This window comes from Caballeronia glathei (assembly GCF_000698595.1).
Classification (GTDB): Bacteria; Pseudomonadota; Gammaproteobacteria; order Burkholderiales; family Burkholderiaceae; genus Caballeronia; species Caballeronia glathei.
The window spans coordinates 37,038-59,922 of record NZ_JFHC01000028.1 but is presented as its reverse complement, the minus strand read 5'-3'; the positions used below and the strand labels follow the sequence as shown (position 1 = coordinate 59,922).

At 66.7% G+C, this 22,885-nt stretch carries 22 protein-coding genes and 1 pseudogene; 5 read left to right on the top strand and 18 right to left on the bottom strand.

Annotated elements, in window-relative coordinates:
- Positions 1 to 248: 248 nt before the first annotated feature.
- From BG61_RS18555 to BG61_RS18525, 8 genes are all read right to left on the bottom strand, one after another.
- Positions 249 to 1,985: a methyl-accepting chemotaxis protein gene (locus tag BG61_RS18555; RefSeq protein ID WP_081868113.1), complete on the bottom strand. Its 1,737-nt coding sequence runs from the start codon at positions 1,983 to 1,985 to the stop codon at positions 249 to 251.
- 200 nt (positions 1,986 to 2,185) lie between these two features.
- Positions 2,186 to 3,145, bottom strand: a complete 960-nt coding sequence (rbsK, locus tag BG61_RS18550) for a ribokinase (protein WP_051672629.1) — start codon at positions 3,143 to 3,145, stop codon at positions 2,186 to 2,188.
- Between the two features lie 107 nt (positions 3,146 to 3,252).
- On the bottom strand, positions 3,253 to 4,296 hold the full coding sequence (locus BG61_RS18545) for a LacI family DNA-binding transcriptional regulator (protein ID WP_035933304.1): 1,044 nt from the start codon (positions 4,294 to 4,296) through the stop codon (positions 3,253 to 3,255).
- A 298-nt stretch (positions 4,297 to 4,594) separates the two neighbouring features.
- Positions 4,595 to 5,626, bottom strand: coding sequence for an ABC transporter permease (locus tag BG61_RS18540; protein ID WP_232256189.1), 1,032 nt, complete (start codon positions 5,624 to 5,626; stop codon positions 4,595 to 4,597).
- On the bottom strand, positions 5,627 to 7,261 hold the full coding sequence (locus BG61_RS18535; protein WP_051672628.1) for a sugar ABC transporter ATP-binding protein: 1,635 nt from the start codon (positions 7,259 to 7,261) through the stop codon (positions 5,627 to 5,629). It lies immediately after the preceding gene.
- 298 nt (positions 7,262 to 7,559) lie between these two features.
- A complete protein-coding gene (locus BG61_RS18530) occupies positions 7,560 to 8,528 on the bottom strand; it encodes a sugar ABC transporter substrate-binding protein (RefSeq protein WP_035933307.1) in 969 nt (322 codons plus the stop codon).
- Between the two features lie 144 nt (positions 8,529 to 8,672).
- A complete protein-coding gene (locus tag BG61_RS41990; protein WP_129572162.1) occupies positions 8,673 to 8,927 on the bottom strand; it encodes a hypothetical protein in 255 nt (84 codons plus the stop codon).
- A gap of 33 nt (positions 8,928 to 8,960) precedes the next feature.
- Entirely contained in the window at positions 8,961 to 9,242 is a 282-nt protein-coding gene (locus tag BG61_RS18525) for a hypothetical protein (RefSeq protein ID WP_035933308.1), read from the bottom strand.
- A gap of 468 nt (positions 9,243 to 9,710) precedes the next feature.
- Between BG61_RS18525 and BG61_RS18520 the strand changes: the two are divergent.
- The 4 genes and pseudogenes from BG61_RS18520 to BG61_RS18510 all read left to right on the top strand — a co-directional run.
- Positions 9,711 to 10,004, top strand: a pseudogene (locus BG61_RS18520) (PsiF family protein); the annotation flags it as partial.
- On the top strand, positions 9,978 to 10,121 hold the full coding sequence (locus BG61_RS44030) for a PsiF family protein (protein WP_318289573.1): 144 nt from the start codon (positions 9,978 to 9,980) through the stop codon (positions 10,119 to 10,121). The pseudogene BG61_RS18520 and the gene BG61_RS44030, both read left to right, overlap by 27 nt.
- A 231-nt stretch (positions 10,122 to 10,352) precedes the next feature.
- Positions 10,353 to 10,805 carry a hypothetical protein gene (locus BG61_RS18515; protein ID WP_035933310.1) on the top strand — a complete coding sequence of 151 codons (453 nt, stop codon included), beginning with the start codon at positions 10,353 to 10,355 and terminating at the stop codon, positions 10,803 to 10,805.
- A gap of 416 nt (positions 10,806 to 11,221) precedes the next feature.
- Positions 11,222 to 11,812 carry a BPSL1445 family SYLF domain-containing lipoprotein gene (locus BG61_RS18510; protein WP_035933545.1) on the top strand — a complete coding sequence of 197 codons (591 nt, stop codon included), beginning with the start codon at positions 11,222 to 11,224 and terminating at the stop codon, positions 11,810 to 11,812.
- Positions 11,813 to 11,937: 125 nt separating this feature from the next.
- Here the strand turns inward: BG61_RS18510 and BG61_RS18505 are convergent, their stop codons facing one another.
- The 10 genes from BG61_RS18505 to mltG form a co-directional block, all read right to left on the bottom strand.
- Complete coding sequence (locus BG61_RS18505) at positions 11,938 to 13,005, bottom strand: glycosyltransferase family 4 protein (RefSeq protein ID WP_035933312.1); 1,068 nt, start codon at positions 13,003 to 13,005, stop codon at positions 11,938 to 11,940.
- Between the two features lie 274 nt (positions 13,006 to 13,279).
- Entirely contained in the window at positions 13,280 to 14,665 is a 1,386-nt protein-coding gene (otsA, locus tag BG61_RS18500; protein WP_035933313.1) for an alpha,alpha-trehalose-phosphate synthase (UDP-forming), read from the bottom strand.
- 208 nt (positions 14,666 to 14,873) lie between these two features.
- Entirely contained in the window at positions 14,874 to 16,145 is a 1,272-nt protein-coding gene (locus tag BG61_RS18495; RefSeq protein ID WP_035933315.1) for a mechanosensitive ion channel family protein, read from the bottom strand.
- 188 nt (positions 16,146 to 16,333) lie between these two features.
- The gene (locus BG61_RS18490; RefSeq protein ID WP_035933317.1) at positions 16,334 to 16,690 is read right to left on the bottom strand and encodes a Rap1a/Tai family immunity protein; all 357 of its coding nucleotides are present in this window, start codon (positions 16,688 to 16,690) and stop codon (positions 16,334 to 16,336) included.
- A gap of 175 nt (positions 16,691 to 16,865) precedes the next feature.
- The gene (locus tag BG61_RS18485) at positions 16,866 to 17,606 is read right to left on the bottom strand and encodes an ankyrin repeat domain-containing protein (RefSeq protein ID WP_035933320.1); all 741 of its coding nucleotides are present in this window, start codon (positions 17,604 to 17,606) and stop codon (positions 16,866 to 16,868) included.
- A 45-nt stretch (positions 17,607 to 17,651) separates the two neighbouring features.
- Positions 17,652 to 18,446: a TatD family hydrolase gene (locus BG61_RS18480; RefSeq protein WP_035933323.1), complete on the bottom strand. Its 795-nt coding sequence runs from the start codon at positions 18,444 to 18,446 to the stop codon at positions 17,652 to 17,654.
- 30 nt (positions 18,447 to 18,476) lie between these two features.
- Entirely contained in the window at positions 18,477 to 18,989 is a 513-nt protein-coding gene (locus tag BG61_RS18475) for a GNAT family N-acetyltransferase (RefSeq protein WP_035933325.1), read from the bottom strand.
- Between the two features lie 16 nt (positions 18,990 to 19,005).
- Positions 19,006 to 20,037, bottom strand: a complete 1,032-nt coding sequence (locus BG61_RS18470) for a DNA polymerase III subunit delta' (protein ID WP_035933326.1) — start codon at positions 20,035 to 20,037, stop codon at positions 19,006 to 19,008.
- 142 nt (positions 20,038 to 20,179) lie between these two features.
- Positions 20,180 to 20,800 carry a dTMP kinase gene (tmk, locus tag BG61_RS18465; RefSeq protein WP_035933328.1) on the bottom strand — a complete coding sequence of 207 codons (621 nt, stop codon included), beginning with the start codon at positions 20,798 to 20,800 and terminating at the stop codon, positions 20,180 to 20,182.
- Positions 20,800 to 21,810, bottom strand: coding sequence for an endolytic transglycosylase MltG (mltG, locus tag BG61_RS18460; protein WP_035933330.1), 1,011 nt, complete (start codon positions 21,808 to 21,810; stop codon positions 20,800 to 20,802). Before mltG ends, tmk begins: the two co-directional genes overlap by 1 nt.
- Positions 21,811 to 21,888: 78 nt before the next feature.
- On the opposite strand from mltG, the gene ygfZ reads away from it, so the two are divergent.
- A complete protein-coding gene (gene ygfZ, locus BG61_RS18455; RefSeq protein WP_035933333.1) occupies positions 21,889 to 22,875 on the top strand; it encodes a CAF17-like 4Fe-4S cluster assembly/insertion protein YgfZ in 987 nt (328 codons plus the stop codon).
- Positions 22,876 to 22,885 lie beyond the last annotated feature (10 nt).

Sequence of the window (22,885 nt, the reverse complement as noted above, 5' to 3'; positions counted from 1 at the left end):
TGACGCACGTTGCCATCAGTGTACGAGTTACCGCCTCATGCGACTTCATCCACGCCACGCTGTGCGGGCAGTGCGAGCCAAAACGAAAACGCGCGCCGCGAGGAAATCCGCGGCGCGCGTTCGGTTCGGGCGTCTATTCGATCCTGCGCGTCTATTTGTAACTGCCGCGCTGGAACCGGGCAGCCTGACACATCCGGGCGTGCAGCCGGGCGACCAGCGGCCTTCGATCAGGATTCAGTCAGTCAGCCTCAGAATGTCTCCCAGTCGCCGCCGGCGCCCGCGGCGACCGGTGCGGCGGCGGAACGCGGCGCGGCCGCCACCGGCTCGCGCCTCGCCGGTGCCGGCGCCGCCGGCCTTGTCGGCTGCACGCGCTTCGGCGCCGGCGCCCGGACCGGTGCCGCCCGCACCGCCGGCACCGCGCCATGCGTAGCCCCATGCGTGGCCCCGTCGGCGAGCTGGAACACCGCGACCGCCTGACGCAGCTTCGCCGCCTGGCTTTCCAGCGACTGCGCCGCCGCCGCCGCTTCCTCGACGAGCGCCGCGTTCTGCTGCGTCACCTCGTCCATCTGCGTGACGGCGCGCGCCACCTGCTCGATGCCGCCGCTCTGCTCCTCGGAGGCCGCCGCGATCTCGCCCATGATGTCGGTCACGCGCTGCACCGCGCCGATGATCTCGTTCATCGTGCGCCCGGCTTCGTCGACGAGCGTCGTGCCCGACTGCACGCGTTCCACCGAGGTGTCGATGAGTTCCTTGATCTCCTTCGCCGCCGCCGACGAACGCTGCGCGAGGCTGCGCACCTCGCCCGCCACGACCGCGAAACCGCGGCCTTCCTCGCCCGCGCGGGCCGCTTCCACCGCGGCGTTGAGCGCGAGGATGTTGGTCTGGAACGCAATGCCTTCGATGATCGTGATGATGTCCGCGATCTTCGCCGAGCTCTGGTTGATCTCGCCCATCGTGCCGACCACCTGGCTTACGACCGAGCTGCCCTTGTTGGCGATCTCCGACGCGCTCGCCGCGAGCGCGCTCGCCTGGCGGGCATTCTCGGCGTTCTGCCTGACCGTCCCCGTCAGCTCCTCCATGCTCGACGCCGTTTCCTGCAGCGCGGACGCCTGTTCCTCCGTGCGCGACGACAGGTCGATATTGCCCGCCGCGATCTGCTTGGTCGCCGAGGCGATCGACTCGCTGCCCGAGCGCACCGTCTCGACCGTCGTGACGAGGCTCGAGCGCATCCTCGCGAGCCCTTCGAGCAACTGGCCCATTTCGTCGCGCGAAGTCACGTTCACGGTGCGGCGCAGGTCGCCGGCGGCGATCGCATCGAAGTGGCCGAGCGCCTCGTCGAGCGGCCGGGCGATGGCGCGGCGCAGCGAGAACCACGCGAACGCGGCCGCGGCCAGCCCCGCCGCGATCGCCAGCAGGCTCACCGTGCGAAAGAGGCCGAACGTCTGCTGCGCGGTCTCGTAGCCGGCGCGTGCCCTGTCCATCAGGTGCTTGCGCAGCGCGTCGTTGGCGTTCGAGAGTTCGTTGTAGGCCGCCTGCATCGCCTTCGCTTCGGTCACGATGCGCTCGTGGTCGGCGGCGGCGATCGCCTGCAGCCCCCCGTCGACGCGCTTCTGCAGCGCGAGGCGCTTCTCCTGCGCCGCGTCGGCGAGCTGCCGTTCCTCCGCGCTGTGCGGCAGCGCCAGGTATTCCTTCCAGTAGCCGTCGGCGCGATCGCGCATCATGCGGGCGCGCTCGACGGTTGCCGCCACCTCCGCGGTGCCGACCAGCAGCGCCGCACGATCGAATACGAGCCGCTCGCGCGCGGCATACAGCTCGGTGTTGCCGACGGCGACCGCGCTCGGCATCTGCACCGAGAACGTGTTCAGGAACGCGTCGTTGGACCGGCTCATGCCGACGAGGCCAAGCACGCCGATCGCGATCAGCAACGCGCCGAGAAACGCCATCGAGATGCCGAGGCGGGCCTTGATCGTCAAACTCTTTTTCATGATTCTCCTTGGTGGCGCAGCGGACGGTGCACGCGATGACGGCAGCACGACAGCCGTCGGCCGGCGCTACCGAAGCGGGCTCTGAGCGGCCCGCTTACTGTCCTATTACGGCGCAGCGCGGAGGCACTTGAGAATATTTTTATCGTATGACGAAATGAAGGACGCGAACAAACGTGCTATTCGGAAAGATCCGGGAAGAATTATGCTGAGATTTCGCTGCGCTGCGGAATGGATGGCTGCGCGCCCTCGCGCGTGACCGCGAGCGCCGCGGCGCGCTGGCCGAACGCAATCGCGGCGGATACGGCGCTGCCGCGTGCCAGCTCGGCGGCGAACCCGCCGATAAAGGTGTCGCCGGCTGCCGTTGTATCGATCGCCTTCACGGCCGGCGCGCGCAGATGCTCGCCTTCGCCGCCTTCGAGAAGCGCGTACACCCCCTGCGAACCCAGCGTGACGATCACGTTTCGCGCCCCTTTTTGACGCAATGCAGCGGCGGCGCGGCGGGCGTCGTCGGGCGTGGCGATCCCGATGCCGGCAAGCGTCGCCGCCTCCAGTTCGTTCGGGATCAGATAGTCGATCAGGGGAAACCAGTCGTCGGGAAGCGCGCTCGCGGCGGGCGCGGGGTTCAGGATGGTGGTCTTGCGAAGCCGCCTGCCCGCGGCGAGCGCGGCGCGCACCGCGTCGGGCGGCGTTTCGAGCTGGCAGACGATCACGTCGGCCGTCGCGAGGAGCGCTTCGTGCCGGGCCACCGTTTCGGGTGTCACCTCGGCGTTGCTGCCCGCGACGATCACGATGGCATTCTGGCTCGCGTCGTCGACGATGATGAGCGCCACGCCCGTCGGCGCCGATGCGCTCGTGCCGAGCGCCGCGCAGTCGATCGACTCCGCTTCGAGCCCGCGCCGCAGGATCGCGCCGTTGGCATCGCCGCCGACGCAGCCGAGCATCGCCACCCGCGCGCCGAGCCGGGCCGCCGCGACCGCCTGGTTGCCGCCCTTGCCGCCCGGCACCTGCGCGAACGCATGGCCCGCGAGCGTTTCGCCGGGCTTCGGCAAGCGCGGTGCACGCGCCACGAGGTCCATGTTGAGACTGCCGACCACGACCACGCGGCCCGGGTTCGGGTGTGTGGGCGCCGGGGCGCCGTCGTCTGCGGGTCGCGCGCTCATGGGTGTTGCGTCTCCTTTGTTCTGTGTTGCCACGGGCGCGATGCGCCGCGCCCGGTCCCTGCTTCGTTGGTCCGGCGCGGGCGCGCCGCGCTCAAGTCCTCACGCCCTCACGCCTTTTGCGTCGCGGCGCGCTTGACGAGGCGGCGCGTCTCCGACACCACCGCCGTCGATTCCCGCTTGATGAGGCGCGGCGCGACGACACGCCGGCGCGTCGTCCCGGCAAGCTTGCCGACGATGCGGTCGATCAGCGTCTGCGCCGCCATTTCGCCGAGCGCGCGCACCGACTGGCCGACCGTCGAGAGCGCCGGGTACGTGTAGCGGCTCAGCTCGACGTCGTCGAAGCCGATGATCGAGCAGTCGTTCGGCACGCTGATGCCCCGCTCCGCGGCCGCCCGCAGCGCGCCGATGCCCATCATGTCGTTGCACGCGAAAATGGCGCTCGGCTTCATGGTGTCGAAGAGGCGCGAGGCCGCCGCGTAGCCGCCCGTCGCCGAAAAATCGCTTTCGACGATCGCGTTCGGCTCGATTTCGAGGCCGCGCTCCGCCATCGCCCGGATGAAACCGTGCACGCGCATCGCGCTCACGGCGGTCGAAACCGGCCCCGTGATGCAGCCGATGTCGGCGTGGCCGAGCTGCAGCAGGTGCTTCGTCGCGAGGTAGGCGCCCTTTTCGTGATCGATCTGCACCAGATCGGCCGTGACCCCCTCGATGTTGCGATCGACGATCACGAGCGGCTCGCGCGAGCCGGCGAGGCTCTGCGCCAGCACCGAGTCCTCGCCCGCGGAGGCGATCACGAGCCCGTCGATGCGCTTTTCCTGCAGCACGCGCAGATAGCTGCGCTGCTTGGCCGGGTCGTCGTCGGAATTGCAGAAGAACACGCAATAGCCGTTCTTCGCGCAGCCGTCTTCCACGCCGCGCGCGAGTTCTGCGAAATACGGATTGGTCGCGTTCGGCACGAGCAGGCCGATCGTCGCGGTAGAGCGCGCCTTGAGCGAGCGCGCAACCGCCGACGGCACGTAGTCGAGCTCGCGGATCGCGCGCTCCACTTTCGCCCGTACATCAGCCGACACCGGCCGCGAATTGTTCACTACATGGGATACCGTCGTGAACGAAACGCCCGCAATGGCTGCCACGTCTTTGATCGTCGCCATACTCGTCCTTCTCCAACTTGGGTCCTGCTGCCTGCTTTTTTGATGATGGGCCGCCGGAGCGCACGGCCGCGCCGTGCGTTTGTTCCTGGTTTCATCCTGCAATACCGCACGCCGCTCATGCGCGTAGCCCGGCTGCCCGCTCTGTTGTGTCCTTCTTCACTGCCGCCGGCTGCTTGTGCAACCCCGTGCCGGCTTGTCGTTCCCGCTGCTTCGGTACTTCCGCTGTGTTACGTTTGCCGCTCCGGCGACGCCCGAGCCCGCCGGCGCCGCGCACTCCACCTGCATCAATACACCGGAATCAGGTCTTTCGCCGTCTGCTGCGATACGTATCCAGCACGACGGCCACCACGATCACCGCGCCGGTGATGATCCGCTTGGTCGGCTCGTTCGCGCCGATCTGCGCGAGGCCGGCCGCCAGCACCGAGATGATCAAGACGCCAAAAAACGTGCTGATCACCGAGCCGCGCCCGCCCATCAGGCTCGTCCCGCCGATCACGACCGCCGCGATCACCTGCAGTTCGAGCCCGGCGCCCGCGTTCGGGTCGGCGGCTTCGAGCCGCGAAATCTGAAACAGCGCCGCGAGCCCCGATAGCGCGCCCATCAGCGCGAACACGATCACCTTGTAGGGACGCGGGTCCACGCCCGCGAGCCGCACGGCCTCCTCGTTCGTCCCGATGCCGACCAGATAGCGGCCGAACACGGTACGGGTCAGCACGAGGTGTGCCACGATCATGACGGCAACCGCGAGCAAAAATGCAGGGGAAATGCCGAACGCGACCGGATTCGAGAAGAAATCGAACGCGTCGCCAATATAGGCGGTGCGCGAATTCGTCATCTGGTACGCGAGCCCGCGCGCCGCTTCCAGCACGCCGAGCGACACGATGAACGACGGAATCCGCCACGCCACCGTCACCATGCCCGTCACCGTGCCGGTGAGCGCCGCGGCGGCGAGCCCGAGGAGCGCGGCCGGCAGCGCGGGCCAGTGCCACTGCAGCGCCGCCACGCTCACCACCGACGCCCCCAGCGCAAGCACCGACCCCACCGACAGGTCGATGCCCGCGATGATCAGCACGAACGTCATGCCCACCGACATCACCACGAGATCCGGAATCTGGTTCGCGATCGTGCTGAACGTGTCGTAGGTCAGGAAATGCGAGCTGAGCACCGAAAAGAGCGCGATCATCGCGGCGAGCGCGCCCGCGAGGCCCAGGTAATTCGAAAAGCCGAGCCTCGTTCCGACCGCTTTCGTGGCCTTCGGCGGCTCCGGCTCGGGTTTGCGTTCCGGTTCCCGTTCCGTCTGCAGGTTGCGTTCGCCCGGCTGGATCGTCATTCAGTGCCCCAGGGTGCTGGCGTCCGGCGCCTTCGCGTCGGGTTCCAGCGGCTCGTGCAGGATCGCATCGCGGTTCGCGTAGCCGGCGAAGGCAGCGGCGAGCAGTGCGTCCTGCGACCATTCGTCGCGGTCGAACACACCGGTCATGCGCCCCGCCGACATCACGCCGATCCGGTCGCAGATCAGCATCAGCTCGCGCAGGTCGCTCGACACCACCACGAGCGCCCGGCCTTCGCGGGCGAGCGCGCCCATGAGGCCGTAGATGTCGAACTTCGCGCCGACGTCGATGCCGCGCGTCGGTTCGTCGAACAGCAGCACGCGGCAGTCGCGCGCGAGCCACCGGCCGATCACCACTTTCTGCTGGTTCCCGCCCGACAGTTCCGACACCGCCTGCGCCGGGCCGGACGTGCGGATGCGCATCGCGTCGATCTGCGTTCTCGCGAGCGCCGCTTCCCTTTTCGCGTCGACGATGCCGTGGCGCGCCACCTCGCCGATATTGCCGAGCGAAATGTTCGCCGCGATGGGCAGCGGCAGCAGCAGCCCCTCGCCCTTGCGGTCCTCGGTGATGAGCGCGATGCCGTGCTTCACGGCGTCCGACGGCGACCCGATCACGACCGGTTCCGGCGCCTGCGTCCCGCGCGCCACGCTCACCGTGCCGCCATCGGCCCGGTCCGCGCCGTAGATGAGCCGCATCAGTTCGGTGCGGCCCGCGCCGATCAGCCCGCTCACGCCGAAAATCTCGCCCGCGCGCACCTCGAACGACACGTCGCGGACCACGTTGCCGCGCGTCATGCCTTCCACCTTCAGCGCCGTCCCGCCGATGCTGCGCGGCCCCAGGTCGATCCGCTCGCCGATGTCGCGCCCGACCATCAGCGTGACGAGGCGCTCGCTCGTGAGAGCGGCCATCTCGCCCACGTGCACGAGGCGCCCGTCGCGCAGCACGGCGGCCCGCTCGGCGATGCGCCTCAGCTCCTCCAGCCGGTGCGAGATATACACGAGCGCCACGCCGCGCGCCTTCAGGCGAGCGACCTGTTCGAACAGCAGGTCGACTTCGCGCGCGGTCAGCATCGCCGTGGGTTCGTCGAGGATCAGCACGCGGCAGTCGCCGATCAGGTTGCGCGCAATCTCGACCATCTGCTGGTGCCCGATCCCCAGCGCGCCGACGAGCGTGTCGGGATCGATCGCGTCGAGCCCGACCTGCGCCATCGCGTGACGCGCGTTCTCGCGCAGCGTGCGCCGGTCGATCCAGCCGAATCGCCCGGCCCATCGCCCGCCCTTGTGCGGCAGGCGGTTGAGGAACAGGTTTTCCGCGACCGACAGCGTCGGCAGGAGATTCAGCTCCTGCATCACCATGCGCACGCCGAGCGCTTCGGCGTCGCCGCGCGTCGCCGGCGCGTAGGGCGCGCCCGCGAGCGTCATCGAGCCGGTGCCCGGGCTGACCAGCCCGCCGACGATCTTCGAGAGCGTACTCTTGCCCGCGCCGTTTTCTCCCGTCAACGCGAGCACTTCGCCCGCACGCAAGTCGAGCGAGACGTCCGACAACACCGGCTCGGCGTAGGTCTTGCCGATGCCTGCAACGGTCAGCACGCTCGCGCGGCTCGTGGCTGCGGCGGCGGGTTGGGCTTGGTTGTGCATCCTCTTCCTGGCGGGGCCGGCGCGCCGCAACCGCGCGGCATGCCTGGCTCATGGGTGCGTGAAATCCGTGCCGCCGCGGCCTGCGCTACGTGCATCGAGCGCACCGGGTGCGCCTGGGTGCCCCAGGTGCGCGGCCGCAGACGCAGGCCGTGCCCGTACCGCGCGCACCGCAATGGTGCGACATCCGGCGGGCCCGGATTCACGCGCTTCACTAACTTATCGGCACGTCCGCGAAAAACTTGAGCCCGGGCAAGCTTGCCAACTGCGGGCCAGCATGGCGGACGGCCGGCTGCCTTTGCTACCTGTTCGTGACCAGATCGACCGGCGTCTCCACCACGCCCGAGAGTTCCGACTGCTTCTTGTGACCGTCGATCGCCTTGAGCGCCGTGTCGATGCCGAACACCGCCTGCTTGGCGGCGTACTGATTGGCGGTGGCGAGCACGCGGCCATCCTTGAGCATCGGCTTGATGGCGTTGATGTCGTCGTAGCCGACCACCTGCACCTTGCCCGTCTTGCCCGCCGCGCGGATCGCCGACACCGCGCCGATCGCCATGTTGTCGTTGCCGCACAGGAGCGCCTTCACGTTCGGGTTCGCGTTGAGAATCTGCGCGGCCACGGCGTTGCCCTTGTCGATTTCCCAGTCGCCGGACTGCAGCGCGACGACCTTCATGCCGCCGCCTTCCATCGCTTCCCGGAAGCCCGCGGTGCGCTGCTGCGCGTTGGTCGTGGTCGTCACGCCCTCGATGATGCCGACCTCATCGCCCCGCTTGAGCCGCGACGAGAGATAGTCGCCGACCTTGCGCGCGCCCTTTCGGTTGTCGGGGCCGACGAACGGCACGTTCAGGTCCTTCGACTTCAGCACGTCGGGGTCGAGCCGGTTGTCGATGTTGACGACGATGATGCCCGCGTCCACCGCCTTCTTGATGACCGGCACGAGCGCCTTCGAATCGGCGGGCGCGATCACGAGCGCATCGACCTTCGACACGATCATCTGCTCGACGATGCGGATCTGGTTGGCGGTATCGGTTTCGTCCTTGATGCCGTTCGTGATCAGGTCGAACTGGCTCGCGTTGTGTTTCTGGTATTCCTTCGCGCCGGTTTCCATCGTGAGGAAGAATTCGTTCGCGAGCGACTTCATCACCAGCGCGACTTTCGGCTTTTTCGGGGTCTGCGCATGGGCGGCGCCGGAAAACGGCAGCGGCAGCGCTGCACATGCGACGAGCGCGGCGGCGGCGCATACGACGCGCCGGCGGATATTTCGGTTCATGCGGATCTCCGTTCTTTCATTTTGAGTTGTCTGGCAACGCGGATATTCGGCGCGCTTCGCTTATTTGCCGCTTTTTCAGGCACTTCGCGGTTCACGGGATTATCGCGCGTGCGGTTCAGGCTCGTCGTCCTGTCTATCCGCGCGTTATTGCGCGTTTCCGCGTGATATTGCGCGCCCGAAACGTTGCGGCCATCGATTCTCGATTTCGCGCGGTAAGGTGTCAATCGGGTATGAAGGAAGAAGCGCGTGAAAATCGGCGCGAAAACGCGGGATAACCGCGCGGAGCATTTTGCGGATCACGCGAATCGGCGCGCGCCAATAGCCAAAAAACAGCGCAATACAGGCGAAAGCGGCCAGCCGCCCGCGCGCTGCCGCGTTATCGGAAGTCTTTGAAATCAAGGCGCGCGGGCGTTTATCGCGCGGATCGGGCCGCTACAGATCCTCCACCGATTGCCCTTCGACCTGCTTGTCGATTATCTGGCGCGCGTAGTCGATGCCCGCGCGGGTGGCATCGATCGGGCTTTCGAACGGTTCCTGATCCGGCACGCCGAACATCTCCGTTTTTCCGCTCTCCCCGCTCGCGCTGCGCGAAATCGTGACGACGATGTCGAAATGGCGCGGACCGCCTTCCGGGTCGTCGCGCTCCCTGGCGCGCCGCAATGCCTGGACCTTGATCTCGAAACCCTTGTAGTGATCGGACAGCGGCGTGGACATGAGCGACTCCTTCGGTCGGGTTCAAACCTCTTCAAAACTTTTCAAACCTCGCAACGCGATGCGAAGAGCGCTGCGTCCAGAAGCGGGCCGGGCGGCAAGCCTTGCTGCCGGTCCCTCGCAGGCGCGACGGCTGTTGCCGGCAAACAACGTGCCGTGCGTGGCGCCACGTGAAGCGGCGTGGCGCGATCGTCGGGTGCAAGCCCCATTCCCGGCGCGCGCGATCGTAAGCAGGATGCGCCCGGATCGCCGAGCCCCGACGCCGCAAGCTTACACACGCCCGGAAAAGCACCCCGGCCGATCGCCCGACCGGCTCGAAATCGAGCCGTCCCGATTTCCCCTTACCCCGCACAAAGCCGGAATACGGTTTGCCATAATGCGCTGGCAAACGCCCCGGCTCAAGCGCCAGGTGTTTCGATGTTCCTCGCCGATCCGATAAGAACCGCCATTTCAACTTCAAGGGAGCGTCACATGAACATCCGATCAACCGCCGTCATCGTCGCACTGGGATTCGCACTGGGCACACCGCCGGTATTCGCTGCGAATAGTCAGCAATCGAAGATGACCGAGTGCAACAAGCAGGCCGGCGACAAGAAAGGCGACGAACGCAAGGCGTTCATGAAGGACTGCCTCGCGTCGGCGCCGGTCGCGGCATCCGCGCCGATGACCCAGCAGGAGAAGATGACCGCCTGCAACAAGCAGGCGACCGGCAAGAAAGGCGATGAACGCAAGGCGTTCATGAAGGACTGCCTCGCGTCGGCGCCGGTTGCGGCATCCGCGCCGATGACCCAGCAGGAGAAGATGACCGCCTGCAACAAGCAGGCAACCGGCAAGACAGGCGACGAGCGCAAGGCATTCATGAAGGACTGCCTCAGCAAGTAGGGTTGATCGAGCCCGTCCGCCGGGCCCGCCCGGGGCCTGGCCGCGTCTGTCCGCGCACACGCGGCGCGCCTTTTCCCTTTCGTCTTATTGCACTGCACCTACACTGGTGATACGCGCCGCGCGCTTTTTTCTCTAAGATGGCGCGAAAGGCGGCCCATCCCCATACAAGAATTACGCCATCGGCCGCCAGCGCTTTGCCGGCTTGCAGCATTGCATCGACGGAGGCAATGGATGGCATGGAAACACAAGAACCGCTGGTTCAGGCGGTGGCTGATGGTCATCGTCTTCTGGGCCGTGCCCGTGATGATCGTCGCTGTCGGCGAGATTCGCGAGGAGATGGCCTACAACAGGGTCGATCTCGAACGCGCACTCGCCACGTGGCAGTTCACCGACGCGCAGCGCGCCCTCGGCGCGCCTGCCCGCTGTCACGGCGCGCCTGACGAGGCACGCGCGGCGGGCTGTCCCGCCGACGTCCTCGCGGCCAACGCCGCCAAGCATCAGGAAGCCCTCGACGAATACGCGCATCGCCGCAGCACGCTCGCGAGCTATCTCTGGCACGCGTTCGTCGGCTACTGGGTTGTGCCCGCGGCATTTCTCTTCGGTCTCGGCGTATTGATCGGCGCAATCCGGCGCGCACTGCGCCGGCCGAGCCGCCCCGAGGTCAAAACGACGCCTCAGCCGTGATCGCGCCCGCCTGGGTACGGTCGTTGCTTCCGCAGCATTGCAGCGCGCGCGCAACACTCATGCAGATTTTGCCGCGGACCGCAGCGGCTGATCATACGAATCGCTCAGGTAATTTCGACCGGTCACGCGTGGCGGCGGCGCGCGCCGGGTCGAAACGGGACGGTTTGTCGGGACCGTTTGTCGCGGACAAAAATCGTCCGCGCCAGCCATCTCAGGCCTGAAAAGCACTGTGAAACGGAGTAAGCTGGAAAGTCAAAATTACCGCAAGGCTTTGTAAAGGTGCCAACGAAGCCAAGCGGGACAAGGCCTTGCGCGATTCGCGCGGACCGTCTTTTCGCAGTCGCTGTGATATAACTTGTGTGATGCCGCACCCTCCCGCTCTATGGGGTTTCCCAAGTCCACGATGGAGAAAAATGATGCAAAGACGAAACTTCATGCTCAAGTCGACGGCCGCGCTGGCACTGGGAGGCCTCGCGCTTGCCGGTTGTACGACTACGTCGAACAAAGGTGACCAGAAAACCGCAGGCAATGCCGACGAACGCATTTCCATCGACGCGGATGTCGACGCAACCATGCAGCGCCTGTACGCCACCGTTCGCGGCTCGCGCGAACTCGTCGCGAAGTCGCGCGGCGTGCTGTGCTTCCCGTCGGTGATCCAGGCGGGTTTCGTCGTCGGCGCCCAGTACGGCAAGGGGTCGCTGCGCGTCGGCGGCGGCACGGTCGGCTACTACAGCACGACGTCCGGCTCGATCGGCCTGCAGGCGGGCGCGCAGTCGAAGTCGATCATCTTCCTGTTCATGACGCAGGATGCGCTCGACAAATTCCGCAACTCGGACGGCTGGTCGGTCGGCGCGGATGCGTCGGTGGCGCTCGTCAAGATGGGCGCGAACGGCGCGGTCGACACGACCACGGCCACCGCACCGGTCGAAGTGTTCATCCTCACGAACGCGGGCCTGATGGCGGATGTGTCGCTGGCAGGCACGAAGGTGTCGAAGCTCAAGCTCTGAGCGCCCGAGTCAGATCCGCGACGCCTCAACGACGAACCGCCGCGCAATACGACCTTCGGGTCGTACTGCGCGGCGGTTTTGACTTCCGGTCCTGCTTTTCTTCGACGGCTCGACGCGCTGGCCGCTCAGGTCGCGGTGCGGTCGATCACCTTGAAGCGCGCCCGCTTCTGCGCGCGCACCACGGCCTGGTAGGCGTCGACGTATTGCTGCGCCATCCGGTGCGACGTGAAGCGTTCCTCGAAGCGCTTGCGCACGCGATCGCGCGAGAGCGTATGCAGGCGGTTCACCGCCGCGACCGCACCGATCTCATCCTCGACGATGAACCCCGACACGCCTTCGTCCAGCACTTCCGGCACCGCGCCGCGGTTGAACGCGATCACCGGCGTCCCGCACGCCATTGCCTCGATCATGACGAGGCCGAACGGCTCCGGCCAGTCGATCGGAAAGAGCAGCGCATGCGCGCCCGAGAGGAATTCGGCCTTCTGGTCGTCGCTGATCTCGCCGATGAATTCCACGTACGGCAATTCCAGCAGCGGTGCGATTTCGCGCTCGAAGTACTCGTGGTCGGCGGAGTCGACCTTCGCGGCGATCTTGATCGGCAGGCCGCAGCGCCCGGCGATGCGGATCGCGGTATCGACGCGCTTTTCCGGCGAGATGCGCCCAAGGAACGCGAGGTACTTCGGCTCGACCGCCTGCGGCACGTAAAGCTGCTCCGGCAGGCCGTGATAGACGGTCGTGAGCCATTTCGCCTGCGGCAGCGGATGGCGCTGCGAATCCGAAATCGAGATGACCGGCGCCGTGTTGAACGTATCGAAGACCGGCTGCTGCTCGGGCAGATCGAGGCGGCCGTGCAGCGTCGTCACGAACGGCGTGTCCTGACGCTTGAAGAGCGAAAACGAGTAATAGTCCATGTGGAAATGGAGCACGTCGAACTCGTCGGCGCGGCGGCGGACCATTTCCATCAGCAGCATGTGGGGCGCGATGCGGTCGCGGATCGCGGGGTCGAGCCTCAATGCGCGCGGCCAGACAGCCTCCAGCGTCGCCTTCGTCTGCGAATCGCCCGTGGCGAAGAGCGTCACTTCGTGGCCCAGTTCGACGAGCGCCTCGGTGATGTACGACACGACGCGCTCGGTCCCGCCGTAAAGCTTCGGCGGCACGGACTCGGTCAGGGGGGCAATCTGGGCAATTCTCATCGTTCGCGTCTCCTCGTGATCTTTCTGGCGGCGGCGGATGCGCGCGGTGCATCAGGCCGCCGCCGGGCGCACGAGTATGACAGCCCGGCGGATCGCCCCACAACGAGGTTTGCCCTAGGGCAAGCCCCGGCTGTGCGACGCCACCGGCTACTTCGTGCGCAGGACCATTATCGAGGCAGCGGCGGCCAGCGACGGCAATTCTTTCATTTCCATCCCGCTGTTACATTCGGGAAACACTCGGCGATTTTTGGCGCGTGTGTCTTTCGCGTGTGTCTCATTTGGCGGTCTCGCCGCGCAAAGCGGCGAGGAACGTGTCCCGCCAGACACCCAGGTCGTTCTTGCGCAGCGCGGTCATGCTGGTTTCATAGCGCGCCTGCCGCTCGGCGAGCGGCATCGACAGCGCCCGCCCGAGCGCCTCGCTCATGCCGACGATATCGTGCGGATTCACCATCAGCGCGCCCGTCATTTCGCCCGCCGCGCCCGCGAACTGCGACAGCACGAGCACGCCCGGATCGTCCGGATTCTGCGCGGCAATGTATTCCTTCGCGACGAGGTTCATGCCGTCGCGCAACGGCGTGACGAGCCCGATCTGCGACTCGCGAAAGAGCGACATCAGCTTCCAGCGGTCGTAGCGCTGGTTCAGATAGCGGATCGGCGTGTAGTCGAGGCCCGAATAGCGCCCGTTGATGCGTCCCGCCTCGTATTCGAGGTTCTGGCGAATCTGCTGGTAGGTCTCGACATCGGAGCGCGTGGGCGGCGCGATCTGCACGAGCGTGACATTGCCGCGCCATTCCGGCGATTTCTCGAGGAAATGCTCGAACGCGCGAAAGCGCTCGACGAGCCCCTTCGAATAGTCGAGCCGGTCCACGCTCATGATGAGCTTGCGGCCCTCGAGGCTCTGCTTCAGGTCCATCACGTCCTGGCGCGCTTCGCCGCGCCTTGCCTGCTCGGCGATCTCGTCGGGAAAGACGCCGATCCGGTACACGCCCGTCTTGAGCTTGCGCCCGAACGCCTCGACGTGGCCGTCGGGCGTCGCCGTGCCGTTTGCGTGACGCACGATGTAGTCGTGAAACGCGATCTGGTCGCCTTCGGTCTGGAACCCGACCACGTCGTAGCAGCACAGCGACTTCACGAGTTCCGCGTGCGGCGGGATGTTGAGCAGGATCTGCGGCGACGGAAACGGAATGTGCAGGAAAAATCCCATGCGATTCGTCACACCTTCCGCGCGCAGCGCTTCGCCGAACGGAATCAGGTGATAGTCGTGAACCCAGATGATGTCGTCGGGCTGGAGCAGCTTGATCAGTTTGTGCGCGAGCCACGAATTCACGCGCCGGTAGCCCGCGTATTCGTCGCGGTCGTAGGCGGCGAGATCGTTGCGATAGTGGAAGACCGGCCACAGCGTCGCGTTCGAAAAGCCGCGGTAGTACTGGTCGTAGTCCTTCTTCGGCAGGCCGACGGTCGCGAAGGTCACGGCGCCCTCCTCGACGAGCGCCGGCCCCTGGTTCGCGGCGCTCTCGCTCACCACGTCGCCGCTCCAGCCGAACCAGACGCCGCCGCTGTCCTTCAGCGCGCCGAACACGCCGACAGCAAGCCCGCCGGCCGAACCCCGAGTTTCGGTGGGCGTGGCGACTCGATTGGATACGACAACCAGGCGACTCATGAACGTTCCCTCGCTTTGATCGTGAGCCCGCGAAAGACAGCGGGCGTGGCGGCATTTCGAGACACCGCATGAATTTTTTCGACTAGGAATAAGCCGCCGGGTTTCCGGCGCTTTCCCGGGCTCGTTTTTTGGCGCTCTGCCGCGCTGGTTTTCCGGCGCTTTGCCGCGCGCTTTTTCCGCGCTGTTCGCGGGCCCCGGCGCGCGAGGCTCAGCGCTCCTGCGGCGCGGTCGGCGCGCTCGGCGCTGTCGATGCGACCGTATGCGCGCCGGGCTCGGGGCCCGAGCGCTCTCCCCGGCTCGCGACCGGGTCGGCGGGCGTGTTCGCTGTGCTCGACACATGCGCCGGCGGGACCGGCGAGGCGCCACGCGGCGCCCCCGTGCGATCGAGCGGCGGCGCAAAATCGACGTGTTCCTTTTCCGTCGACAGATCCGCGCGCGTGCGCGGCAGGTAGTGCGGATAGGTCGCCTGCGCGAAGTTCAGCAGGCCCTCGCGCACGCGGCAGCGCAGGTCCCAGTTCAGCCCGGAATCGAAGGAGCTGACGAGCACGCGCAACTGCATCGAGCGCTCGGTGGCGTCGGTGACCTGGAGCACCTGCACGCGGCCGTCCCATTCCGGCGCGTGTTCGAGGATACGCTGCAATTCCTCGCGCAGCGGCGCGAGCGGCATCCGGTAATCGACGTAGAAGAACACCGTTCCGATGATTTGCGAGCTGTTGCGCGTCCAGTTCGTGAACGGATTCTCGATGAACCATTGCAGCGGCACGATCAGGCGCCGCTGGTCCCAGATGCGGATCGACACATACGTGCCGGTGATCTCCTCGATCCGCCCCCACTCGCCCTGAATGACGACGACGTCGTCGAGGCGGATCGGCTGCGAAAGCGCGATCTGAAGGCCTGCGATCAGGTTGCCGAGCACCGGCCGCGCCGCGATACCGGCGACGAGCCCCGCCACGCCCGCCGACGCGAGCAGGCTCGCGCCGATCTGCCGCACGCTCGGGAATGTCATCAGCGCGCCGCCGAAGCCGATGATCACGATCACCACCATCACCGAGCGCGCCAGCACGCGCGCCTGCGTGTGGATGCGGCGCGCGTGGAGGTTGTTCTCGGTGTCGAGCGGATGGGACTGCACGATCGCCTCGCAGACCGCGCCCACCGAGCGCACCGCGAGAAACGTGAGCGCGCCGATCAGCGCGACGGTCGCCACGTCGCGCAGCACCGCGGCGAACGGCAGCGTGTCGGGCGCCTCGAACAGCACGAACCCGATCGCGAGGATGACGAGCAGGACGAGCGCGGGCTTGTTGATATAGCGCAGCACGACGCTCATCAGCGGATACGGGCGCGCGACACGCACGAGAATGCGCGCGCCCACGCGGTGCGCGCCGAGGGCGAAGGCCACGCCGAGCGCCGCGACGCCGAGCGCGCCCGGCCAGGTATGCAGCGGCGCTTCGGCGATGCGAAGGAATTCGTCGAAGGAGATCATGAGCGTCGTGGAATCAGCCTCGTTGGAAAGGTGGATACGACGATCGAAGCGCGACAGCCATGTGCGCGGCGAGCGAGCCGCACGCCGCGCGGCGGCAGGCCGAAGTCAGCGGGATGGCCGGTCAGGCGGGCCGGCCAACCGGTGGCGGGTGACGGGACAGCGGCCACGGGGCCGCGGCCCCGCCGGCCTCAGCTCCCGGCCTTGCAGGGAAACGCCTTGCCGAGCCCGAGCGACACCATGGTGGTCGCGTTGTAGCCAGCCTTGTCGGGATTGTCCGCAATGTACCTGCGCACGGCGTCCGTGAGCACCTGCGGCTTCACGTCGGCGGGCAGGCAGAAATACTGGCCGACCTGCGGCCCGGAGGTGCCGCCGATCGCCTCGATCGTGTTGTAGATGCCGTCCGCGGCGCCTTCGATATACGCCGCGCAGGCGCTGCGCGATACGGGATCGGTCTTGGTACAGAGCTTGTTCAGATCGTTGCCGGTGAACGCGGCGGCCGAAACCGGCACCGCGAGGACACTGGCCATGACGAAAACCCGCAGCATGATGTTCCTTTGTTATGTTGAGCGGCGGCGGGCGGGTGACTGCCTCCCGGCAACGACCTTCGGCCCGCTTCGAGCGACGCGAAACCGGCGTGACACCCGCCCCGGGCACCGCCGTTTGCTGATCTCCGCCCGCCTTGTCGTTCGGCTGCCGGGCATGCCCCGCCCGGCGCCTGCGCTATTTTGCACCGTTTGGACCGCTTTGCGGGGCGCTCGCGCCGCCTTGCATCGACTGCAGGCGGGCGGCCAGCCCTTCGGCGACGTCCTTCTCGTTGTACCGCTTCGCGAAATCGACGGCCGTCATGCCGATCTGGTTCTTCACCCGCAAATCGGCGCCCGAATCGAGCAGCAGCTTCACCGTCGACAGATGGCCGCCGCGCGCGGCCATCATGAGCGGCGTCGTGCCGTTCGGCGACCCGGCGTCGATATAGGCCGAATGGTCGAGCAGGATCTTCACGATTTCGTCGTGGCCATTGGTCGCCGCGTAGTGCAGCGGCGTCCAGCCTTTCTTGTTCACCTCGGCGTCCTTCGCGATCAGCAGGTTCACGAACGCGGCGTCGCCGTTGAGCGCGGCGAGCATCATCGCGTTTTCACCGGCGGCGTCGAGCTTTTCGAGATCGGTTTTCGGGTTGTCCGCGAGCACCTGCCCGACCTTGTCCGACTTCTCGCGCGCGGCGATGACGATGAGCGGCGCGCCGGTATTGTCGACGAGATTCGGGTCCATGCCCTGCGCGAGCTGCTTCTTCACGCCCGCGTCGTCGTCGAACTTGACGGCCTTGATGAGCGTGTCGGCGGGCGCGGCGAGCGCGGGTTGCGCGAGCGCGCACGCCGCGAGGAGGACGCCCGCGATCAGGCCGCGCGAGCGGCCGAAGCGCCCGAAGCGGGAGAACGAAGCTGAAGCCATCAGGGAAGTGTTCATGTGAGCCTTGGGTTGCCTAAACATCTGATCGTTGCATTGCGGCGGTCATTCACCGGCCTCGGGCCGCGCAATCTTGAATAGCCGGAAAAAGTTGTCGGTGGTCGCCTGCGCGAGCGCTTCGTCCGGAAGCTCGCGCAGTTGCGCGATGAAACGTCCGACATAACTGACGTACGCAGGTTCATTCGGCTTGCCGCGATACGGCACCGGCGCGAGATAGGGCGAGTCGGTTTCGATCAGGAGACGCTCGAGCGGCACGCGCCTCGCGACATCGTGGACGTCTTTCGCGTTCTTGAACGTGACAATGCCGGAAAGCGAGATGTAAAAATTCTGCGCCAGCGCAGGCGCAGCCACACTCCACGGCTCCGTGAAGCAGTGCATCACGCCGCCCGGCACGCTCGCGTGCTCCTCTTCCATGATGCGCAGCGTGTCTTCCGCCGACGAGCGCGTATGCACGATGAGCGGCTTGCCCGTCGCGTGGGCCGCGCGGATGTGCGTGCGAAAGCGCTCGCGCTGCCATTCCATGTCGGCGATCGTGCGGCCTTCCAGCCGGTAGTAGTCGAGCCCGGTCTCACCGATGGCGACGACCTTCGGATGCGACGCCAGTTCCACCAGTTCCGCGACGCTCGGCTCTTTCGCATCCTCGTGGTCGGGATGAACGCCCACCGACGCATAGATGTTCTCGTGCGCTTCAGCGAGCGCGAGCACGGACGGCAGCGTCTCGAAATCGACGCTGACGCACAGCGCGTGCGTCACCTGATGCTCGCGCATCTTCGCGAGCACGTCGGGCATGCGCTCGGCGAGGCCTTCGAAGTTGATGTGGCAATGCGAATCGACAAACATGGCGCTGTTTCCTGTGTTGGCGGCCGCCGCTCAGGCGCGAGGCGCGGCATCGAGGCGCCGCCCGAGGATCACGAGATCGCGCTCGACGCCGTCGAGCACCGCCACGCGCGGCAGCGACCCCCATACCTCGAAGCCGAAGCCCCTGAAGAGCCGCAGGCTCGCTTCGTTGTGGCCGAAGATGAAGCCGAGCACCGTATCGACTTCGAGCGCGGGCGCCTTGTCGAGCGCGGCCTGCAGCAGTTTCCTGCCGAGCCCCTTGCCGCGCGCCTTTTCGTCGAGGTAGATGCTCACCTCCGTCGTGCGCGAATAGGCCGGACGGCCATAGAAGTCCGAGAAGCTCAGCCACGCGATCACCTCGCCGCCTTCCTCGACGACCCACAGCGGGCGTGCCTTCGGACCGTGCGCGTGGAACCAGCCGAGCCGGCTTTCCACCGTCACGGGTTCCAGGTCGGCGGTGACGCAGCGCGAGGGCACCGTCGAATTGTAGATGGCGACGATGGCGGGCAGATCGTCGAGTGTGGCGTCGCGGTAAGTCAAACTCATGGTTGGCGGGCGGGCATCAAGTCGCGAAAACGTCGCGATAACCGATGAAAAGTTCTTCAAACACGAGGCGCGCATTCAGCGGGTGGTTTTCCACCGCGCGCTGGCGCGTGACGGTGCGCATGTAGCGGGCGAGCGCGGCGGGATCGGCCTCGCGCGCGCAGCGCTCGAGTGCCTTCGACGCGTTCGGAAAATAGCGCGGACGGCCCGCCGTGCGCTGCGCGAGCAGATCGAACAGCCAGCGCTGAAGCCAGCCGAGCACGGTCGGCACGGGCAGCTTCTGGAGGCTTTCGCCGCAGGCGAAGGCGTCGCAGTTCGGCCCGGCGGCGAGTTGCGCAAGCGTGAAATCGCGCAGCGGCCGGTTTTCGTCGCTCGCGAGCGCGAGCGCGTTGAGCGGCGCGCCGCCCACTTCGGCGAGGAGCGCCGCGGGGTCGGCCACACCTTGCGCCGCGAGCCATTCGACCGCCGCGCCGGGCTGCGGCAGCGACATCGGCCATTGGCGGCAGCGGCTGACGATGGTCGGCAGCAGCCGGTCCATGCGCGCCGAAACGAGCAGGAAGACCACGCCCGACGGCGGTTCTTCGAGCGTCTTCAGAAGCGCGTTCGAGGCGGCGACGTTGAGCGCCTCCGCCGGATACAGCAGCACGACGCGTAACCCGCCGCGATGCGATCCGACGCCGCAGAAGTCGAGCAGCGCGCGCACCTGCTCGATCTTGATTTCCTTGCTCGGCGTGCGTGTTTTCTTGCCTTCGTCGGTGTCGGGCTTGTCGTCGGCGGCGGGGTCCGCAGCGGTGACGAGACCCGCCAGCGCCTCGGGGACCACCGCGCGATAGTCGGGATGGTTGCCCTGCGTGAACCAGTGGCAGGCGGAGCATGTGCCGCAGGGCTCGCCGTTCGACTGCGACGATTCGCAGAGCAGGCCCTGGGCAAGATGCTGCGCGAACTTGAGTTTGCCGATGCCTGCCTCGCCGTGCAGCAGGAGCGCATGCGGCCAGTGCGCGCGCAACTGCTGAAGGCGGGTCCAGTCGTCGGTTTGCCAAGGGTAGATCATCTAATCTCTATATTTTTCAATGACTTGAATTAGTTTATTCAAGTAATGCATCGGCATTTCGTGAAACATCTTTTGAATCAACATCTTGGCCGATACTTCTCAACCTGGATCCAACATTAGATATAAAAAATATCCTTCTTATTCATACAGTTGAGATGACATCCTCAAGCACATCCTGAATATCAGCGATGCTGCGCGTCGCGTCCACGATCACGAACCGCTCCGGCGACTCTTCGGCCCGCCGCAGATATTCGTTGCGCGTACGCGCGAAAAACGCTTCCGACTCGCTCTCGAACTTGTCCGGCGAGCGCGCTGCGCCGCGCCGCTCGCTCGCGGTGGCGATCGGCACGTCGAACAGCACGGTCAGGTCCGGCTGAAACCCCCCCTGCACCCAGCGCTCCAGCGCTTCGAGCTTGTCGCGCGGCAGGCCGCGGCCGCCGCCCTGATAGGCGAAGGTCGCGTCGGAAAAACGGTCGGAGAGCACCCAGTCGCCGCGCGCGAGCGCCGGCTCGATCACTTGCGCGAGGTGCTCGCGGCGCGCCGCGAACATGAGCAGCGCCTCGGTTTCGAGATCCATCGGCTGGTTCAGCAGAATGCCGCGCAGCGTCTCGCCGAGCGCCGTGCCGCCGGGCTCGCGCGTCACCACCACCGAGCGCCCGCTCGCCGCGATCCGCGCTTCCAGCCGCTCGCGAAACCAGTTCAGATGCGTGGTCTTGCCCGCGCCGTCGATGCCTTCGAACGTAATGAATTTGCCGCGCACCATCATTGACCCCGGATGTACTTGTCGACGGCCTTGTTATGGTCGCCAAGATTGTCTGAAAAGATGCTGCTGCCGTCGCCGCGCGACACGAAATAGAGCGCCGTGCTCGATGCGGGATTCAGCGTGGCGGCAAGCGATGCGACACCCGGCAGCGCGATCGGCGTCGGCGGCAGACCCATGCGCGTGTAGGTATTGTACGGAGTGTCGGTTTGGAGGTCCTTTTTCTTCAGCCGCCCCGCGTAGGACGGGCCGAGCCCGTAGATCACCGTCGGGTCGGTCTGCAGCGGCATCCCGATGCGCAGCCGGTTCGCGAACACCGCCGCGACAAGCGGCCGGTCGGCGGCCCGCCCGGTCTCCTTCTCGACGATCGACGCCATGATCAGCGCCTCGTACGGCGTCTTGTAGGGCAGGCCCGGCGCGCGCGCGTTCCACGCCTCCGTGAGCCGCTGCTGCATCAGCCGGTACGCGCGGCGATAGACGGTGAGATCGCTCGTGCCCTTGTCGAAGAGATAGGTGTCCGGGAAGAAAAGGCCCTCCGCGGACGCCTTGTCCACCTCCGCCGCCCCGATCGCCTTCAGCAGATCGGTGTCGGTCATGCCGGCCGTGTCGTGCGTGAGCGCGGAATTGGCGTCGAGTTCGCTGCGCATCTTCTGCAGCGTCCAGCCTTCGATCACGGTCGCCACGTACTCGTTCACGTCGCCGCGGGCGATCTTCTGCAACACTTCGTACGGCGTGATGCCGCTCTTGAACTCGTAGTTGCCCGACTTCAGCTGAGCCGAGAGCCCCAGCACGCGGGTCATCAGGATGAACAGCTCGGGTTCGACCGGCACGCCGCCGCGGCTCAGCTGGTTGCTGACGCTGCGCAGGCTGCTGTGGGGCTTGATGGTGACATCGAGCTGCGGCGTGGCGAGCTGCATCGGCTTCGTGGCCCAGTAATAGACGCCGCCTGCAAGCGCGATCGCGATCACGACGGCAGACGCCGCCGCGATGAGACATTTCTTCAAAAGGGACATGCGAAACACGCTTCGGATAGACCCCATATAATACTTGTTCGCCCCCGCCATCGTCAGGATTGACAGCAAGCACACCCCATGACTGCATCCACCGCTTCACCCGCCGCACCCGGATTCGACGCCGTGCAGACCTCGGGCGCATTCATTCCGCTCACGCAGTTCGGCGTGATCGACGTCAGGGGCGAAGACGCCGCGAGCTTCCTCCACACGCAACTCACCAACGACGTCCAGCATCTCGACGCATCCACGGCGCGCCTTGCCGGCTATTGCTCGCCGAAGGGGCGGCTCCTCGCGTCGTTCCTGATGTGGCGCACGGCGGACGCGGTGCGTCTCCTGATCTCGCAAGACGTCCAGGCGGCCGTGCAGAAGCGCCTGTCGATGTTCGTGCTGCGCGCGAAGGCGAAGCTCGCCGACGCAACGCCCGAAGTCGCAGCAGTCGGCTTCGCGGGCGACGTGCGCGCGGCGCTCTCCGGGATCTTCGACGCCCTGCCCGACGGCGTGCACGTGAAGGTGGAAGGCCCGCACGGCGCGCTGATCCGCGTGCCGGATGCGGCGCACCGTCCGCGCTTCCTGTGGGTCGGCCCGAAGGCCGAAGTCGAGGCGCGCCTGGCGGGCCTCGAACAGAAGTTGACGCGCGCGCCGGCGGCGCTGTGGGACTGGCTCGACATCCACGCAGGCGAGCCGCGCATCACGCAGGCCACCTCCGAGCAGTTCGTCCCGCAGATGGTCAACTTCGACGTGCTCGGCGGCGTCAATTTCAAGAAAGGCTGCTATCCGGGGCAGGAAATCGTCGCGCGCAGTCAGTATCGCGGCACGCTCAAGCGCCGCACGGCGCTCGCGCACGCGGAGGCGGCCGCGCCCGGCAACGAGGTGTTCCACTCGGACGACCCCGGCCAGCCCTGCGGCCTCGTGATCAACACGGCGCCGGCCGAGCACGGCGGAGTCGACTGCCTCGTCGAGATCAAGCTGGCCGCGCTTGAGCCCGGCAAGGTGCACGTCGGCTCGGCTGAGGGCCCGGCGCTGTCGTTCCTGCCGCTTCCCTACGCTTTTCCCGCCGACGCCTGAGCATCCGACA

What these genes read in the sequence shown, in the direction of transcription:
- mltG (WP_035933330.1), bottom strand. Translation starts at nt 21,810, where the DNA reads ATGTCCCTTTTGAAGAAATGTCTCATCGCGGCGGCGTCTGCCGTCGTG.
- ygfZ (WP_035933333.1), top strand. Translation starts at nt 21,889, where the DNA reads ATGACTGCATCCACCGCTTCACCCGCCGCACCCGGATTCGACGCCGTG.
- BG61_RS18540 (WP_232256189.1), bottom strand. Translation starts at nt 5,626, where the DNA reads ATGACGATCCAGCCGGGCGAACGCAACCTGCAGACGGAACGGGAACCG.
- otsA (WP_035933313.1), bottom strand. Translation starts at nt 14,665, where the DNA reads ATGAGTCGCCTGGTTGTCGTATCCAATCGAGTCGCCACGCCCACCGAA.
- rbsK (WP_051672629.1), bottom strand. Translation starts at nt 3,145, where the DNA reads ATGAGCGCGCGACCCGCAGACGACGGCGCCCCGGCGCCCACACACCCG.
- BG61_RS18505 (WP_035933312.1), bottom strand. Translation starts at nt 13,005, where the DNA reads ATGAGAATTGCCCAGATTGCCCCCCTGACCGAGTCCGTGCCGCCGAAG.
- BG61_RS18490 (WP_035933317.1), bottom strand. Translation starts at nt 16,690, where the DNA reads ATGCTGCGGGTTTTCGTCATGGCCAGTGTCCTCGCGGTGCCGGTTTCG.
- BG61_RS18530 (WP_035933307.1), bottom strand. Translation starts at nt 8,528, where the DNA reads ATGAACCGAAATATCCGCCGGCGCGTCGTATGCGCCGCCGCCGCGCTC.
- BG61_RS18515 (WP_035933310.1), top strand. Translation starts at nt 10,353, where the DNA reads ATGGCATGGAAACACAAGAACCGCTGGTTCAGGCGGTGGCTGATGGTC.
- BG61_RS18475 (WP_035933325.1), bottom strand. Translation starts at nt 18,989, where the DNA reads ATGAGTTTGACTTACCGCGACGCCACACTCGACGATCTGCCCGCCATC.
- BG61_RS18495 (WP_035933315.1), bottom strand. Translation starts at nt 16,145, where the DNA reads ATGATCTCCTTCGACGAATTCCTTCGCATCGCCGAAGCGCCGCTGCAT.
- BG61_RS18525 (WP_035933308.1), bottom strand. Translation starts at nt 9,242, where the DNA reads ATGTCCACGCCGCTGTCCGATCACTACAAGGGTTTCGAGATCAAGGTC.
- BG61_RS18535 (WP_051672628.1), bottom strand. Translation starts at nt 7,261, where the DNA reads ATGCACAACCAAGCCCAACCCGCCGCCGCAGCCACGAGCCGCGCGAGC.
- BG61_RS18470 (WP_035933326.1), bottom strand. Translation starts at nt 20,037, where the DNA reads ATGATCTACCCTTGGCAAACCGACGACTGGACCCGCCTTCAGCAGTTG.
- BG61_RS44030 (WP_318289573.1), top strand. Translation starts at nt 9,978, where the DNA reads ATGAAGGACTGCCTCGCGTCGGCGCCGGTTGCGGCATCCGCGCCGATG.
- tmk (WP_035933328.1), bottom strand. Translation starts at nt 20,800, where the DNA reads ATGGTGCGCGGCAAATTCATTACGTTCGAAGGCATCGACGGCGCGGGC.
- BG61_RS18485 (WP_035933320.1), bottom strand. Translation starts at nt 17,606, where the DNA reads ATGAACACTTCCCTGATGGCTTCAGCTTCGTTCTCCCGCTTCGGGCGC.
- BG61_RS18510 (WP_035933545.1), top strand. Translation starts at nt 11,222, where the DNA reads ATGCAAAGACGAAACTTCATGCTCAAGTCGACGGCCGCGCTGGCACTG.
- BG61_RS18480 (WP_035933323.1), bottom strand. Translation starts at nt 18,446, where the DNA reads ATGTTTGTCGATTCGCATTGCCACATCAACTTCGAAGGCCTCGCCGAG.
- BG61_RS18545 (WP_035933304.1), bottom strand. Translation starts at nt 4,296, where the DNA reads ATGGCGACGATCAAAGACGTGGCAGCCATTGCGGGCGTTTCGTTCACG.
- BG61_RS18555 (WP_081868113.1), bottom strand. Translation starts at nt 1,985, where the DNA reads ATGAAAAAGAGTTTGACGATCAAGGCCCGCCTCGGCATCTCGATGGCG.